Raw genomic sequence first — 14,891 nt, forward strand, 5'->3', positions numbered from 1 at the left:
TCAGTGAATTCCTTCAGCAAGGGGCCCGAGCGCGAGCATGGGCAAGAAGGTGAGGGCGACCAGGATCAGCGTCACGCCGGCGACCATGCCGACGAACTGGGGTCGATGGGTGGGCAATGTGCCGATGGACTCGGGTGTCTTGCCCTGTTTGGCCAGTGATCCGGCGAGCGCCAGCACGAAGATGATCGGCAGGAACCGGCCGAACACCATCGCGAGACCGAGCGCGGTGTTGTACCACTCGGTGTTGACGCTGATGCCGGCGAATGCGGAACCGTTGTTGTTGGCCGCAGAGGTGAAGGCGTACAGCACTTCCGAGAGGCCGTGTGGTCCGGTGTTGAGCATGCCCGCCCGTTGCCCGGGCATCGCCATCGCCACTGCGGTGCCGGTCAGCACGAGCAACGGGGTGATCAGGAAATACGTTGCGGCGAGCTTGATCTCCCGCGGGGTGATCTTCTTGCCCAGGTACTCCGGGGTGCGCCCGACCATGAGACCTGCGACGAACACCGTGAGGATCGCCAGCACCAACATGCCGTACAGGCCGGAGCCGACGCCGCCGGGCGCCACCTCACCGAGCTGCATGTTGAACATCGTGATCAGGCCACCGAGGCTGGTGTACGAATCGTGGAACGAGTCCACCGCACCGGTCGACGTCAGCGTCGTCGCATCCGCGAACACCGCCGAGTTGGCGATGCCGAACCGCTGCTCGACGCCTTCCATCGCGGCACCGGCGGCGGTGGGGACAGTGCCGTGGGCCTGCAGCTGGAACAGCATCATCAGGCTGACGCTGACGGTGGCGATCACGGCCATCACGGCGGCGATCGCGTAGCCCTGCTTGGGGTTGCCGACCATCCGTCCGAACGTCCGCGGCAGCGAGAACGGGATCATCAGGATCAGGAAGATCTCCACCCAGTTGGTCCAGGTGGTGGGGTTCTCGAACGGGTGCGCGGAGTTCGCGTTGAAGAAGCCGCCGCCGTTGGTGCCGAGCAGTTTGATGACTTCCTGGCTGGCGACCGGGCCACCCGGAATGGTCTGAGTGCCGCCCACGAGCGTGTTGACGACCTCGGTGTGCAGCGCGAAGTTCTGGATGGCTCCGCCGCCGACCAGGATCAGCGCGCCGATGACCGAAATCGGCAGCAGGATACGGAGATTGCCGCGTACCAGGTCCACCCAGAAGTTGCCGAGGTCGCCGGTGTTGCGCCGGACCAGGCCACGGACGAAGGCCATCGCCACGGCCATGCCGACCGCGGCCGAGACGAAGTTCTGTACCGCCAGGCCGGCCATCTGTACGAGGTGGCCCTGGGTGGACTCACCTGAGTATGCCTGCCAGTTCGTGTTGGTCACGAAGCTGACGGCGGTGTTCCAGGCCAGCGCCGGTGTCATCGGGGTTCCTGGATCATTCAGGTGCAGCGGCAACTTGCCCTGCAGCAGCTGCAAGATGAACAGGAACAGGATGCTGATCGCGGAGAAGGCCAGCACGCTGCGGGCATAGGCGCCCCAGGTCTGTTCGGCCTTCGGGTCGGCGCCGATCAGGCGGTAGATCAGGCGTTCGGCACGAGAGTGCTTCTCGGCCGTGTAGACGCGGTACATGTAATCGCCGAGCGGTACGTGGACGGCCACCACGGCGAGGATGAGGACAACGAGGAAGACGATGCCCGCGGTTGTAGTAGTCACTAGAACCTTTCCGGGAACAGCAGCGCCGCGAAGAGAAACAGCGCGATCAGGATCGCCAGGCCCAGGCCGACGACGTTTTCGTAGCTCACAGGCCCTCGACCAACTTCTGCACCAGGCCCAGCAGCGCAAAGATCGCCACTGTCAGCACGATGAACACCACTACGGACATGGGTTCTCCAACACGTTTTCACGCCGCCGGCTCTCGGCGACTGATCAAGGGTGCGTCCGCTGCGGGTGGCCGGCCATGATCTTTATGTCTTCTTTACGCTCGGCTGCCGGACCTTTACGAGTTCTTGCCCGGGACCCAGGAAAGCCCGCGTCTCAGGGGGTGACGAGGGCGCGAGCAACACCTGGCTGAGACATGGGAAATGCATCCTCACCATCGGATTCGTTGCGACGTGTTCCGGCTCTCATTGTCCGAACCGCGGCGCGATGAATGCGTGACGGCGGCATTAACGCTCAATACCGCAATGTCATTTACGCCCGATATCCGTCGGCGGAAGTATCGGGCTGAGGCGACTGTGCGGCGCGTCGGGCTGGCACAGTATCAGAACCAAGCGATCAGTACTCCGAAATGTCAAGGCCGCATGAATATTTGACCGTGGCGCATCAAGACACCGCAAGGATCCTGGCCCGGCCGTCGCGGCAGCGTAAGGCTCGAAGCAGGCGCATGCGGCACCGGGTCGCGGCGCAGTGAAGAAGAGGTTCTGGTGACATTGACGACAGGGTTTTGGCCCACATCTTCGGCGACGGTGCCGCAGTCGTCCGAGCGGGAGGCCATGCGGCGATGCGCGACGTATTGCCGCGCGCTCGATCCTGTCGAGCTTGCCCTTCCCGCCCGCGCTCTTCGGGATCCCAACGTGGCCAAATGGGCACGCGATCATGGTTTGAGTGTCGAGGTGCGCGACGGTGGTGATCTCGCGGTGGCGATCGGAACGGGTATTCATCCGATGCGCCTGGTGCTGCACGCCGATGGGTTCAGTGGTGATGAGGTGGTCTTCTGTAGCGCCAACCTCGGCGTCGGACGGTTGGTGGTCAGCAGCGTCGAGCACATTCACCTACTGGTTTCCTGCGCCGTGCGGCATCGTCGGCAACGGGTCATCCTCGGTTCGACGAACGCTGATGCGGTCAAGGCGGTGATCGACGGGCCGCGTCTCGATCTGGTCGGCCTGTATCGCGAAATCGATTCGGGCAAAGACTGTTTCACCGCACTCCCAGAGGTGGTCGGTGATGTGATCACGGAGATGGCCGATATTCGTCGTAGGCATGGGGTGGTTCTCGCCCGACTGTGGGTCGGCGGCGGGTTGGCCTTCGGCGCCACGCCTGACCGTCTGTCCGAGCTGGGCCGGGCCATCGAGGTGACGGTCGACGATGCCTGTGCGACGCTGCGCTTTCCGCGGCCGGTGGTGGTTGTGGCAGCTGGGCAGGACGCCCGGTTCTAGGGCCGGCCCGGCAACAGCCCTGTACAGCGGGACCGCACCGGACATAAATTGAGCCGTGGGCTCTATACGGCCCCAGAGCCGGCACCACGTCCAGCCAGCGCCGAAAAGGCCGCTGAGGGTCCTCGTTGTCGGCGCAGGGGTCGGCGGGATCTCCATCGCCCGGGGCTTGCTCCGCGACGGCCACGACGTCACGGTGTTCGAGCAGCGCCCCGAAGTGCGGGCGGGTGGCGGCGCCGTCACCATCTGGTCGAACGGCGAAAGCGTGCTGAGGCAGCTCGGCGTCGGTATGAACGGCGCCGGTCAGCAGCTGTCCACGGTGCGGGTCATGACGTCGTCGGGCCGCCCGATGACCACCCTCGACGTGACCGCGATCGTGAACCGGATGGGTGCGCCGGTTCGCATGGTCCCGCGCCGGGTTCTGCTCGAACGATTGCTCGAAGATTTTCCGGCCGAACGGATTCGGTGCGGCGCCCAGGTGGTCGGCGTGGCGGACGGCGGCAGTGGGGCGAGAGTCGATCTCGCCGACGGACGTTGTGTGGCAGGAGATTTGGTGATCGGGGCGGACGGCCTACACTCCAGGGTCCGCGAGATCGTCGGCGCGGCGCATGCCGAGCCGACGGGGTGGTGCAGCTGGCAAGGGCTGGCCGCGCTTCCGGACGGGGCGGATCGCCGGGTCGCCTTCGTCATCGTCGGGGAGCGCGGCAATCTCGGCCTGTGGCCGGCCGGGGGCACCGAGGTGCAGTGGTGGTTCGACCTGCCGTGGTCGCCGGATTTTGTCCGGCCGGAACGCCCCATCGATGTGGTCCGGGCGAACTTCACTGGATGGTCGGAGTTGGTGGATCGATTGCTGGTCACGTTGACCGACGACGACCTGGCTCGTTCGCCGTATCCACACTTCCGGCATCCCGTCCCCAGCCCGGGACACGGAGCGGTGACATTGTTGGGCGACGCTGCCCACACCATGCCGCCGACGCTGGCACAGGGAACCAACCAGGCGTTGCTCGACACGATGGTGCTGTGCAAAGCGATTTCGGACGTCCGGCACAGTGCGAACGGCGATGTGTCCGGTGCGTTGCGCTGGTATGAGAAGACCCGCCGACGCCGGGTCGCGGCGGTGTCCCGGGTGGCGTCGCTGCAGGTTTCGCATGGCGAGTTCGTGCTGCGGCCGGCGGCGATGGTGCCCGACCGGGTCATGACGTGGGTGTTGTCGACGTTCCTGCGGGCTGTGAGCCATCGCCGGCTGGCGGCGGAGATCAATCGGGATCTCGCCGCCGCGCCGGGAGCCGACAGGGGTGAACATGCCTGCTGAGGCCGTGCGGGTGTGGGGCGCGATCGACGCGCCGTCGAGCCGGTTGTGGCTCGTCAAATGGTGTGTGCTGGCCGTGCCGCACTACCCGATACTGATCGGCCTGTACCTGGTGTACCCGGTGGTGACCCTTGCCGCCGGTGTCGCCATCGTGTTCACCGGCCGGTTTCCGCGGCCGCTTTTCGATTTCAACGTCGGGGTCCTGCGCTGGTCGTGGCGGGTGATGAATTACCGGTTCCCGATGAACAGCACCGACAAGTACCCGCCGTTCACACTCAAGGCCAGGGCCGACTATCCGGGCGATCTCGAGGTCGACTATCCCGAACAGCTGTCCCGAGGGGCGGTTCTGGTGAAGTGGTGGCTGCTGGCGCTACCGCAGATCATCGTGTGCTGGGCGATGGAGCCGCTCCTGCAGGTGCTGTGCGTCATCTCCGCGGTGCGTCTGTTGGCCAGAGGCACGATTTCGCACGCCATGTTCGACTTTCTGATGGGCATGGTGCGGTGGCGCTATCGCGTGGCCGTGTACGTGTCGCTGATGAGCGACGAATATCCGCCGTTTCGGATGGATCTGGGGGCGCGGTGTGAGGCGTCGTAATCCGTTGTTCCCGTATGTCTATCGCTTCGGGATGCCGGTGTTCGACCGGCTGTTCTATCGCCGGTACCGCCGCGAGGCGATGAGCCATGCCACCGGCCGGTTGTTGTTGGTGGGGCTCGGCCCGGGAACCGATCTATTGTTCCTGCCCGCTCTGGTGACGTCGGTGGCCGCGGTGGAGCCCGATGCCGCGATGCGCCGGATGGCGAGCGCCCTGGCCCGGCGCCACGCCATCGACGTCGATGTGGTCGATGGATCCGGTGAGTTGATTCCGTTCCCGGACAACAGTTTCGACTCGGTCCATGTCGGTCTGGTGCTGTGTTCGGTCGACGATGTGGCCGCCACCCTCGCCGAGATTCGGCGGGTGCTGACCTCCGATGGCCGGCTGGTCGTTCTGGAGCACGTGCGCGGTGACGGCTTGATGGGGCGATTCCAGGACCTCATCGCGGGACCGTGGTCATGGCTGTCGTCGGGCTGCGAGCCGAACCGCCGCACCGTCGAGGCCATCGCCGCAGCAGGATTCGACACGAGCCGGCTGCGCAGCAGCCGCCGGACACTGGTGCCACCACCGTGCACACCACATCTGCGGGGTGTCGCGACTATTCGACGTTGACGGCCTCGATGATGTTGAGCCGCGCCGCTCGTCGCGCCGGCGGCACCGACCCCAGCAGACTGATGGCCAGGGCGCCGAGGGTGAACACCAGCGCCATCGGACTCGGCCGGAACGTGACGTCGAAATTCATGATGTCCCCGCTGACGAGGCTGAACAACCACTGGTCGACCAGGCCGACCCCCAGTCCCAGGACACCACCCACGATGCCGATGGCCGCCGCCTCGGCCAGCACCATGGCCAACGTATAGCGGCGGCTGGATCCCATCGCCCGCAGGACCCCGATCTCGCGCCGCCGTTCCAGCACTGACAACGTCAGCGTGTTCAACAGCGCGACGGCCGCGACGAACACCACGATGATCCACACCGCGTTGGCGATCAGCATGCTCTGGTGCAGCGGGGCCTCAAGACCGGCCAGCGCGGTGCGGCCGTCGTAGGTGTGATTCGGTGCGGGGACGACGTGACGGACGTTGGCGAGCAGCCGATCGGCGTCCGTTCCCTTGACTGCGGTGACCTGCAGCGTCGTCGACCCTGGCCGGTCGAACCAGGCCCGCATCTGGTCGAGGCCCATCCCGACAGTGCCGATCACTGTCGAGAAGTAGGGCACCAGCGCCAGCACTCTCGCCTGCTTCGGGCCGTGCGGTGTCTGCAACTGCAGGTCGTCGCCCACCCGGACGTTGAGGGTCTTGCCCAGATTCTGTGAGAGGACCACGCCGCGGCCCGCCAGCACGTCGCTGCGGGTCTGGTCGTCGAGGGCCTGGAAGAGTGCCTCGTGGCTGCCGGGGGCGAAGCCGTCGAGCATGACGCGCGTGCCGCCGACGACGGCGAATCCCAGGGCGCCTTCGGTGACGTTCGCGACTCCGGGCACCTCGGTGACACTCTCGGTAAGTCCTTGTGGCAGAAGGCCAGTGGGGTACTGGTCGGGGGAATTGGCGCTCACCCAGACATCGACGTCGGCGACCGGGGCGAAGACGTCGCGTGCCGACCGGATCATGTCGTTGTTCGTGCCGGTGATCACCACCGTGGTCACCACCGCGATCAGCACGGTCATCACGGTGGCCCACACCCGCCGTGGAGCCCGCTCGACCGTTGCCGCACCCAGCGCGCCGGCCGAGCCGAACAGGCGCGCGACGGCGGCGGTGGCTCTGACAATGGGCCCGGCGAGCGCGAAGCCGAGTGCGATCTGCGCGGTGAACAGGGCGGCGATCGCGACGAAAGCCATTGAGCCCGGCAGGTAGAACACCACCAGGATCGACGCCGCCAGCACGGCCACCGCCGCGAATCCGGTGACGATGCGCAGCCAGCGCGGCACGTTGTCCGCGGCCGACACCCCAACCGGGGCCAGCGCCTCGATCGGCGAGACCTTGTACACCTGCCGGGCCGCCATCGCCGACGCCGCCACACTCGTCAACGCCGTCGCCGCGATGGCGACCGGGATCGCATAGCCGGGCAGCCAATACTCGATGCGGGCTTCGAGGCCCTGGGTCACCGTCGGTGGCAGGCGACCGATCGCCATGCGGCCCAGCACTATTCCCAACAGTGAGCCGATGGTGCCGCCGATCAGCCCGAGCATCGTGGCCTCGGCCAACATGTCGCGCACGATGGTGGTGCGGCGACCACCGATGGCGCGCAGCATCGAGATGACGGGACGGCGCTGGGCGATGGCCATGGTCATCGTCGTGTAGATCAGAAACGCACCGACCACCAACGCGACCGCCGCGCCCATCAAGGCCATGTAGTTCATCAGCTTGACGCCGTCACCGGCCCGGGCCGCCCGCAAGCTCGGGGCCGCGACGATGGCCCGGCCGTTCACGGCTTTCGTGACCTGCTCGCGCACGGTGTTGAGGTCGGCACCCGGTGCGGCGGTGATCAGGATCGAATCGAGTTGGCCAAGGCGTCCGGTGACGTTCTGGGCCAACGGAAGTGGAGCCAGCACATAGTGGCCCCCGTTGAGGTCCGCGAGTTGTTTGCCCTCAAGCACTTCGGCGACGGTGACCGTTCCCGAGCCGAGCTGGAACGTCTCGCCTTTCGCGTGACCGACAGCGGGCCCGACGCGCACGCCCTCGGCTGCTGTCGGCGCCTGGACCTGGACCCCGACGGCATCTTTCAGCGCGCCCTCCAAGGCGCGGCTGCGGTCGTCGGCGCCGAACAGCAGCACCGGTTCAGTCGCAGTGGGCGCGGACATCCGGATCATCGGGGCGGCGGTCGCGACGCCGGGAACCTTGGCCACGTCGGTCAGCACGGCTTCAGCAAATCCCGAGTCGGTGACACCGGAGACTTCAAGCGCGGCGACGCCGGCGACGCCATCGGCCAGGCGGTTGACCGACCCGGTGATCGACCCGAAGATGCCAAGGATCGCGACGAGATACATTGCCGACACTGCCATTACGGCGATCGAGGCGATGGTGCGCCGTCGGTGCACGGTGAGTTCACGCAGGCTGAACACGCGAAGCCGGCTGGCTGCGGCCGCTATCGCGTGGTGGGGTCTCACCCCGGCACCACCGACATCTCGTCGGAGCCCAGCCGACCGTCCTGCAAGGTGATCACCCGATCCGTGGCTGCCGCAGCGTCGGCATTGTGGGTCACCATCACCACCAGCCGGCCACGGCCCTCCTCATGGGCGACCTCGGCCAGCAGCGCCAAGATCGCCGCGCCCGTCGTCGAATCGAGGTTGCCGGTGGGCTCGTCGGCCAGGATCAGCGGCGGGTCCATCATCATGGCCCGCGCCACCGCGACGCGTTGCATCTGTCCGCCGGACAGTTCCGAGGGCCGGTGCTCGGTCCGGTTACCCAGGCCCACGCGGTCCAGCAGTTCCACGGCCTGGGGTTTGACCTTGCCCAGCCTGACCCCGTCGAGGAGCTTCGGGACGGCCACGTTCTCCCAGGCCGACAGTGTCGGCAACAGGTTGAAGAACTGGAAGACGAAGCCCACCCGGTGGTGGCGGAACGCCGACTGCTGCTCGTCGCCCAGGCGGCCGATCTCCTCGCCGTCGAAGGTGATCGAGCCCGAATCGGGGGAGTCCAGCGCGCCGAGCAGGTGCAGCAGCGTGCTCTTACCAGCGCCCGAGGGGCCGATGATCGAGACGAACTGCCCGCCGTTGAGCTGCAGGGTGATCGCGTCGAGGGCGCGCACTGTCTGGCCGCCGACCTTGTACTCGCGGACCACGTCGCGCAGTTCGATGGCCAGTTCGGGCATCGCAGCCTCCCGGGAGTCGGGATATGGGGAGCCTACGCCCGCTGGCCTCGCCGAACCTGAACTTGTGTGCGAGATCCTGGCCGAAACTCGCACACAACCTCAGATTCGTGGCGCCAAGGAGGCGACCAACCGGGCTTTCTGGTCGGTGGGCGGGATGATCCGGGGATTCGTCAGCCGGTAGCGTCGGCCGCGGTGCACCACCTCAGCGGCGCCTGCGGCCCGGACATTGCGCACCCAATCCGAATGCTCGCCGTAGTTCAGCACCACCGAGACGGACTTGCTGTCGATGAACGCCATGACCGGCGTGCGGTACGGCTTGCCCGACTTGCGGCCGGTGTGCTCGATGACGGCCATGTACGGCAACCAGGGCGCCCACAGTCGCTGCAGCGGGTTGGTGACGTACTTGTTGAAGCGGGCGATCACCCGCATGGCCTGTGGTCCTAGTGCCGATGCAATCCATTCGGCAACTACGGCAATCGAATTCGCGATACTGCTCGGCATATGCGGCCCCCGTCGCTGTTCAGCCCTGCGGCCTCATTCAATCAAACCTGCGCAACCTCATCTGCGCCGACCGTGGTTCCGGCACGCGGCTCGGCATTCCCGGGGAATATGCGCCTGTCCGACCTGGTTGCAGCGGCTCATGGCTGAAATCATGCGCCGCTGGGAGATGGACGGAATCGGCCGCGACGCGCTCCGGTTGCGTGAGGTGGCCGTCCCGCAACCCGGTCCCGGCGAAGTCCTGATCAAGGTGGCCGCGGTTTCCCTGAACCATCGCGACAAGATGGTGATCGAAACGGGCCGCGGACTACCGCTGGAATTCCCCTTCACCCCGGGGTCCGATCTCGCCGGGACCGTCGTCGTGGCCGGCGACTCGGTGACCCGATTCGCCGTGGACGATCAGGTGATCTCGGTGTTCACTCCGGACTGGCTCGACGGCGCCCGGGCGGGTGACGCACGGACACCCTCCTACTGGACACTCGGTGGCTTCTACCCCGGAGTGCTCGCCGAATATGTAGCGCTGCCGCAAGATTGGGTTGTCCGGGCTCCGCGGACCCTGTCGCCAGCGGAGGCCAGTACGCTGCCGGTCGCCGGGCTCACGGCGTGGTTCGCGCTGGTGGAACGTGGTCATGTGCGGGCCGGTGATGTCGTGTTGGTCGAAGGTACCGGTGGTGTCGCGTTGTTCGGTGTCCAGATCGCGAAGATGCATGGCGCCGAGGTCATCGTGTCGGGCAGTGCGGACAAACTGGACCGAGTCGCACAACTGGGCGCAGACCATGTCGTGGATCGGCGCAGCGCTGACTGGACTGAGACCATTCTCGGGCTGACGGGCGACCGCGGTGTGGACCACGTGCTGGAGCTCGTCGGCGGCGCGCATCTCGGCAAGGCGGCGCAAGTGGTCGCGGTCGGCGGCCACATCCATCTCATCGGGGCGCTCGACGGGTTCGAGGTAACGACACCGGTAATGCCAATACTGATGAAAGACATCACCATTCACGGTATCGGCACTGGGCACCGGCGCGCACTCAGTGAACTGGTCAGCGCAATCGACAGTACGGGGACGAAGCCCGTGATCGGGGCACGCTATCCGTTACACGATCTACCGGCGGCGCTGGACCAGCTCGATCGCGGCCCGTCCGGGAAGATTGTCGTCGAGGTGGGTTGATCGACAGGTAGGGCGGTAGTGAGGGCGGTCTGATGACGACGAACCGATCTGAAATATGCTCTCGTGCGACGCCCCCATAGCCCAATTGGCAGAGGCAGCGGACTTAAAATCCGCACAGTGTCGGTTCGAGTCCGACTGGGGGCACAGTTCTTCTCCAGCATTGTGACGTCAGCTGCGCATAACCCCACAGCGCCGGCACTGCCGCTTTCTGCGTCAAGTGAAGTCAACCGGCTCCTTTAACCTCACTTATTCACATAAGTGAGGTTAAGCTAGGCCTGTGACTTCACTTCGTCCAGTCACCTACGAGAAGGTTCGCTGGGAACCGGGGGACAGGCGATACGCAAGCGCGGCGAGGCCCAAGTACGGCACCTACCACCCCGCTGTGCCGGCCAGCATCGTTGACCTGGTTCTGGAGTTGCCGCCTTCCGTGTCCGCAGACGCCGAGGCCGCCAGCCACGAGATCACCCGTTTCGACGCCGAACTCGGAGGCGAAATCGCACCGTTCGCCGCAGTCTTGCTGCGGTCGGAGTCGGCCGCAAGCTCGCAGATCGAGAACCTGACGGCTTCGGCCCGCGCTATCGCCGAGGCCGAGCTGCCCGGTGGCAAGGCCAAGCGCAATGCGGAGATGATCGTCGCCAACACCGCCGCGATGCAGCCAGCGGTCGCCTTGTCCGACTCCGTTGACGCCGACGCCATCCGCGAAATGCACCGCGTGTTGATGGTGAATGAATCACGCCATACGCCAGGCGAATTCCGCACCGAGTCGGTGTGGATCGGCGGTGGCTCCACGCCCATCGGCGCGACATTCGTTGGCCCGCGCCCCGAGCTGATCGCTAGCGCGATACGCGACCTGATCGCCTTCGCGCAGCGAGCCGACGTTCCCACACTTCCGCAGATCGCGGTGGGCCATGCCCAGTTCGAGACCATCCACCCGTTCACCGACGGGAACGGGCGCACCGGTCGCGCATTGGTGCAGGCTATGTTGCGCAACAAGGGTCTGACGCGCCAGGTGACAGTGCCGGTATCGGCGGCGCTGCTGGCAGACACGGGCGCATACTTCGCCGCCTTGACCAGTTATCGCGATGGTGACGCCGCGCCGATCGTCGAGCGCTTCTCGCAGGCCACCGTCCTGGCAATTGCCAACGGGCGGCAACTGGTCGCGGACCTTCGTGAGATTCGGGAGAGCTGGAACGACGTGATCACGGCCCGGTCGGACTCGGCGGTGTGGAAGGTTGCAGATTTGTTGCCTCGCCGTCCGGTCGTGAACGCTCCTCTCCTGGCCCAGGAACTGGGCATCAAGTCCACCAATGCCCACAGATACCTCAACCCCCTTGCCGACGCGGGAATCCTCGTCGAGACGACCAATGGGCCGCGCGATCGAGTGTGGCGTTCTCCCGAAGTGCTCGCCGCGCTCGACGCTTTCGCCGAACGTGCTGGGCGGCGAGGCTGACCGCAAGTTTGTCGGGCCCAATCCGGCAGGCTTGTCTCGCGCGGCTCTACGATCGGTCGGTATGACCAGCAAGCCTGCTTTGATTCTGGCGTTTGCGGCATTCGCCGCAGCTTTCCCGACGGTTACGCCCGCCTCGGCCACAGCGGCACCGTGCCCCGACGTCGAGGTGGTGTTCGCCCGTGGCACCAACGAGCCGCCCGGCCTCGGCAGTGTCGGCGGTCCGTTCGTCGACGACCTGCGGGCCCGGGTGGCACCGCGCACCGTCGACGGAACCGCGGTGGACTACCCGGCCAACAACGACTTCCACAACAGCACCCCGGCCGGCACCGACGCGGCGCGGTCCCTGATCGAGTCCATCGCGGCCAGTTGTCCGAACACCAAGATGGTGCTGGGCGGCTACTCGCAGGGCGCGGCCGTCATCGAACAGGCCACCACCGCAGCGTCTCCCCAGACCGCCGATCATGTGGCGGCCACCGCACTGTTCGGTACGCCCCGCACCAGTTTCTCGGGCCTCCTGGCTTCCGGGATGCCGTTGCCGACGCTCGCTCCTCAATACGCCGCCAACTCGATCGACCAGTGCAACGAGGCCGACCCGATCTGCTGGGAAGGCGGCTGGGACATGGGCGCCCACGTGTCCTATGTGCAGTCGGGAAAGGTCGTGCAGGCAGCCGATTTCGTTGCGGGCCGGCTTTAACTGAGTAGCACCTTTTAGCTCGACAGGACCCAGTCGCCGGATAGATTCCAGGATCTCGGAGTGCCACAGAGCCGCCGCAGTCGGCATAAGCAAGGCCGCGCGCCAGGCCGGTTCAAACTCTGACCTGTGCCCCGGTGAAGAGTTCCGCAGCCTGCCGGGCGTCGATAACAGAACTGGTCTGCAGATAGGCCATGGCGTTGAGGGCGGCAGTATGGGCGGCTTTGGATGAGCCGTAGACCGCGTCGGCGACAACACGAAAGTGATAGTCGTGTTGATGGGCATCGACGGCGGTGTAATGCACACACACATCGGTCAGCCCACCGACCAGAACAACCGTGGTGGCCTTGTACCCGCGGAGTATGGTGTCGAGGTCCGTGTTGAAGAAGGCCGAGTAGCGGCGTTTGCGAACTTCGTATTCACCTGTCAGCGGGCCGAACTGGTCGATGAACTCGGCTCCGGACGTCCCGTCGATGCAGTGCAATTCTTCGGCGCCGTCGACCTCACGACCCAGGTCCACCAAGGTGGGATGGTGAACTTCGCGGATGAAGACCACCGGGATCCGGCGCGCCCGCGCATCGTGAACCAGCGATCTGATGGTGCTGACTTCGGGCGACTCGTTGCCGCCCGCAGCGGGGACGAAGTCGCGCTGGACGTCGATACAGATGAGAACCGTGTCCGAGGTGGGAGTAGTGATGTTATGCACGGGTGGTCACCTCGTCCGTGATGCGGTGCCTGCGGTGAAGGAAGATCGCGGTGCCGAGCATTCCGCTGATGGCGTACATCACCACACATCCCCATTCGACATACCAGGGTGCCCCGGTGTCGCGGGGCCAGGAGATGTTGACGATCTGGCCCACCAACCACACCGCGGCCAACACGTTGACAATCAAGCCGCCGACGGTGCCGAGTGTGAAGTGGCTGGCGACCCACATGCCGCGCAGTCGCGTGACGAGCATGGCGGCCACGGGTAGCAGGAAAGCGATGTAGAAGCCGCCGGTGGACATTGCGATCATGACGTCGAAGAAGCCGATCGAAACCGACAGCAGCAGCACTACGCAGGTGGCCGTCGCGGTCAGCAGAAGTGCGTTGCGGGGTAGGGCATCTCGCTGTGACAGTTTGGCGAGGCGTGCGGAACCCGGCAGTGATTGACTGACAGCGAGGGCGTGCACCGTGCGAGACAACGCGCTGCTCACTGCGGCGATGCCGGCAGTGAACCCGATGCAGACGATGACCGACATAGGTACCACCACTTCAGGTCCCAGATTGCCGGCCAGGGCGGCCAAGATCGCGTCGCCGTCGCCGTCGCCGCCGCCGGCGGCCACGGCGTCAAGGTCCGGGACCGCCAGGATCAGCGCCAGGCCGGCGTACATGACGGTCGCGGCCACCAGCATCAGGGACGCGATCTGTGCCAGCGGCACATTGTGTTCAGGGCGTTTGACTTCGGCGGCGAGGTCACCGGCGCTCTCGAATCCAATGAATGCCCATCCGACGATGGCTACCGCGGCGAGGAACGGTCCGAGCACAAAAGCTGTGCCGCCGTCCTGAAACCCGTTGAGTAGCACCGAGAAATCGTTCTGGCGATGGAACACCAGCAGGATGGTGCCAACGATAAGGCTCGCGATGACCTCACAAGCAATGGACAGCACGATGAACACCTTGAGGATTCGCCGATCGAGAACGTTCACGAGGGTGGCGATCAGTGTTACAGCGACAGCGAAGGCCACTCGGGTTTGCATGTCCGCCTCGGCGAATCCGAAGACGGTGGCGGCGAATACGCTGGCCGAGAAGGCCGCTGCGGCGTTGAGTGTGATCAGGGTGCAGATGTAGACCCAGCCGGCGAGCCACGCGTACCGGTCACCGACCAGCCGTCGAGACCACGCGTAGACGCCACCTTCTTCTGGCCATCTGCTGGACAACTCACCGAAGATCAGGGCCACCAACAGTTGGCCGCCGAGCACGACGGCGAAGGCCCACCAGAAGGAGGGCCCTGCGGTGAGCAGTCCGATATTGAAGATCGCGTACAACGCGATGATCGGGGAGATGAAGGCGAACGCTACGGCGAACACCGAGCCGAGGGTGAAGTCCCTTCGCCGGTTTTGGTCGGCGAGGTGATCATCCCCGGCGGCGGGCATCGGTGGGGAATCTGTTTCCGGATCCAGAATATTGGTCACACGACCTATAAAAGGATATCGATGATGCGCGCTGATAATCCTCGCGTTACGGACACGTACCGTGCGTTAACAGCGCGTAACGGCGGTGTCTGGTGTG

14 protein-coding genes and 1 tRNA gene are annotated in these 14,891 nt (G+C 65.6%); 8 read left to right on the forward strand and 7 right to left on the reverse strand.

Annotated features, from left to right (window positions below; genetic code table 11):
* Together kdpA and H977_RS35225 are read right to left on the reverse strand one after the other, a co-directional pair.
* The gene (gene kdpA / locus H977_RS0110555) at positions 1 to 1,671 is read right to left on the reverse strand and encodes a potassium-transporting ATPase subunit KdpA (protein ID WP_029107837.1); all 1,671 of its coding nucleotides are present in this window, start codon (positions 1,669 to 1,671) and stop codon (positions 1 to 3) included.
* Entirely contained in the window at positions 1,671 to 1,760 is a 90-nt protein-coding gene (locus tag H977_RS35225) for a potassium-transporting ATPase subunit F (protein ID WP_019347277.1), read from the reverse strand. The genes kdpA and H977_RS35225 overlap by 1 nt, the downstream gene beginning before the upstream one ends.
* Positions 1,761 to 2,381: 621 nt before the next feature.
* Here H977_RS35225 and H977_RS0110570 point away from each other — a divergent pair.
* The 4 genes from H977_RS0110570 to H977_RS0110585 all read left to right on the forward strand — a co-directional run bounded on the left by H977_RS0110570 (position 2,382) and on the right by H977_RS0110585 (position 5,624).
* Positions 2,382 to 3,113, forward strand: coding sequence for a type III PLP-dependent enzyme domain-containing protein (locus tag H977_RS0110570; RefSeq protein ID WP_029107838.1), 732 nt, complete (start codon positions 2,382 to 2,384; stop codon positions 3,111 to 3,113).
* Between the two features lie 64 nt (positions 3,114 to 3,177).
* Entirely contained in the window at positions 3,178 to 4,422 is a 1,245-nt protein-coding gene (locus H977_RS32890; protein ID WP_051288815.1) for an FAD-dependent oxidoreductase, read from the forward strand.
* Positions 4,423 to 4,432: 10 nt separating this feature from the next.
* Entirely contained in the window at positions 4,433 to 5,014 is a 582-nt protein-coding gene (locus H977_RS0110580) for a DUF4389 domain-containing protein (RefSeq protein WP_029107839.1), read from the forward strand.
* Positions 5,001 to 5,624, forward strand: a complete 624-nt coding sequence (locus tag H977_RS0110585) for a class I SAM-dependent methyltransferase (protein ID WP_029107840.1) — start codon at positions 5,001 to 5,003, stop codon at positions 5,622 to 5,624. The genes H977_RS0110580 and H977_RS0110585 overlap by 14 nt, the downstream gene beginning before the upstream one ends.
* Here H977_RS0110585 and H977_RS0110590 read toward each other — a convergent pair.
* From H977_RS0110590 to H977_RS32895, 3 genes are all read right to left on the reverse strand, one after another.
* Positions 5,611 to 8,112, reverse strand: coding sequence for an FtsX-like permease family protein (locus tag H977_RS0110590; protein WP_029107841.1), 2,502 nt, complete (start codon positions 8,110 to 8,112; stop codon positions 5,611 to 5,613). The genes H977_RS0110585 and H977_RS0110590 overlap by 14 nt on opposite strands.
* Positions 8,109 to 8,816 (reverse strand): ABC transporter ATP-binding protein, encoded by a 708-nt coding sequence (locus tag H977_RS0110595; protein WP_502691161.1) that lies wholly within the window; start codon positions 8,814 to 8,816, stop codon positions 8,109 to 8,111. Before H977_RS0110595 ends, H977_RS0110590 begins: the two co-directional genes overlap by 4 nt.
* Positions 8,817 to 8,915: 99 nt before the next feature.
* Complete coding sequence (locus tag H977_RS32895; RefSeq protein WP_051288781.1) at positions 8,916 to 9,245, reverse strand: nitroreductase family deazaflavin-dependent oxidoreductase; 330 nt, start codon at positions 9,243 to 9,245, stop codon at positions 8,916 to 8,918.
* Positions 9,246 to 9,456: 211 nt separating this feature from the next.
* On the opposite strand from H977_RS32895, the gene H977_RS0110605 reads away from it, so the two are divergent.
* The 4 genes from H977_RS0110605 (at position 9,457) to H977_RS0110620 (ending at position 12,623) form a co-directional block, all read left to right on the forward strand.
* Positions 9,457 to 10,479 (forward strand): zinc-dependent alcohol dehydrogenase family protein, encoded by a 1,023-nt coding sequence (locus H977_RS0110605; RefSeq protein WP_231395931.1) that lies wholly within the window; start codon positions 9,457 to 9,459, stop codon positions 10,477 to 10,479.
* Positions 10,480 to 10,549: 70 nt separating this feature from the next.
* A tRNA-Leu gene (locus H977_RS0110610) sits at positions 10,550 to 10,623 on the forward strand.
* A gap of 133 nt (positions 10,624 to 10,756) precedes the next feature.
* A complete protein-coding gene (locus tag H977_RS0110615) occupies positions 10,757 to 11,929 on the forward strand; it encodes a Fic family protein (RefSeq protein WP_029107844.1) in 1,173 nt (390 codons plus the stop codon).
* Between the two features lie 61 nt (positions 11,930 to 11,990).
* Complete coding sequence (locus H977_RS0110620; protein ID WP_029107845.1) at positions 11,991 to 12,623, forward strand: cutinase family protein; 633 nt, start codon at positions 11,991 to 11,993, stop codon at positions 12,621 to 12,623.
* Positions 12,624 to 12,735: 112 nt separating this feature from the next.
* On the opposite strand, the gene H977_RS32900 is transcribed toward H977_RS0110620, so the two are convergent.
* Positions 12,736 to 13,326 carry a cysteine hydrolase family protein gene (locus tag H977_RS32900; protein ID WP_036475682.1) on the reverse strand — a complete coding sequence of 197 codons (591 nt, stop codon included), beginning with the start codon at positions 13,324 to 13,326 and terminating at the stop codon, positions 12,736 to 12,738.
* Complete coding sequence (locus H977_RS32905) at positions 13,319 to 14,794, reverse strand: APC family permease (RefSeq protein WP_051288782.1); 1,476 nt, start codon at positions 14,792 to 14,794, stop codon at positions 13,319 to 13,321. Before H977_RS32905 ends, H977_RS32900 begins: the two co-directional genes overlap by 8 nt.
* Positions 14,795 to 14,891: the final 97 nt, after the last annotated feature.

It is taken from the genome of Mycobacterium sp. URHD0025 (assembly GCF_000426065.1).
Taxonomy (GTDB): Bacteria; Actinomycetota; Actinomycetes; order Mycobacteriales; family Mycobacteriaceae; genus Mycobacterium.

What these genes read in the sequence shown, in the direction of transcription:
- H977_RS0110595 (WP_502691161.1), bottom strand. Translation starts at nt 8,816, where the DNA reads ATGCCCGAACTGGCCATCGAACTGCGCGACGTGGTCCGCGAGTACAAG.
- H977_RS0110620 (WP_029107845.1), top strand. Translation starts at nt 11,991, where the DNA reads ATGACCAGCAAGCCTGCTTTGATTCTGGCGTTTGCGGCATTCGCCGCA.
- H977_RS32895 (WP_051288781.1), bottom strand. Translation starts at nt 9,245, where the DNA reads ATGCGGGTGATCGCCCGCTTCAACAAGTACGTCACCAACCCGCTGCAG.
- H977_RS0110605 (WP_231395931.1), top strand. Translation starts at nt 9,457, where the DNA reads ATGGCTGAAATCATGCGCCGCTGGGAGATGGACGGAATCGGCCGCGAC.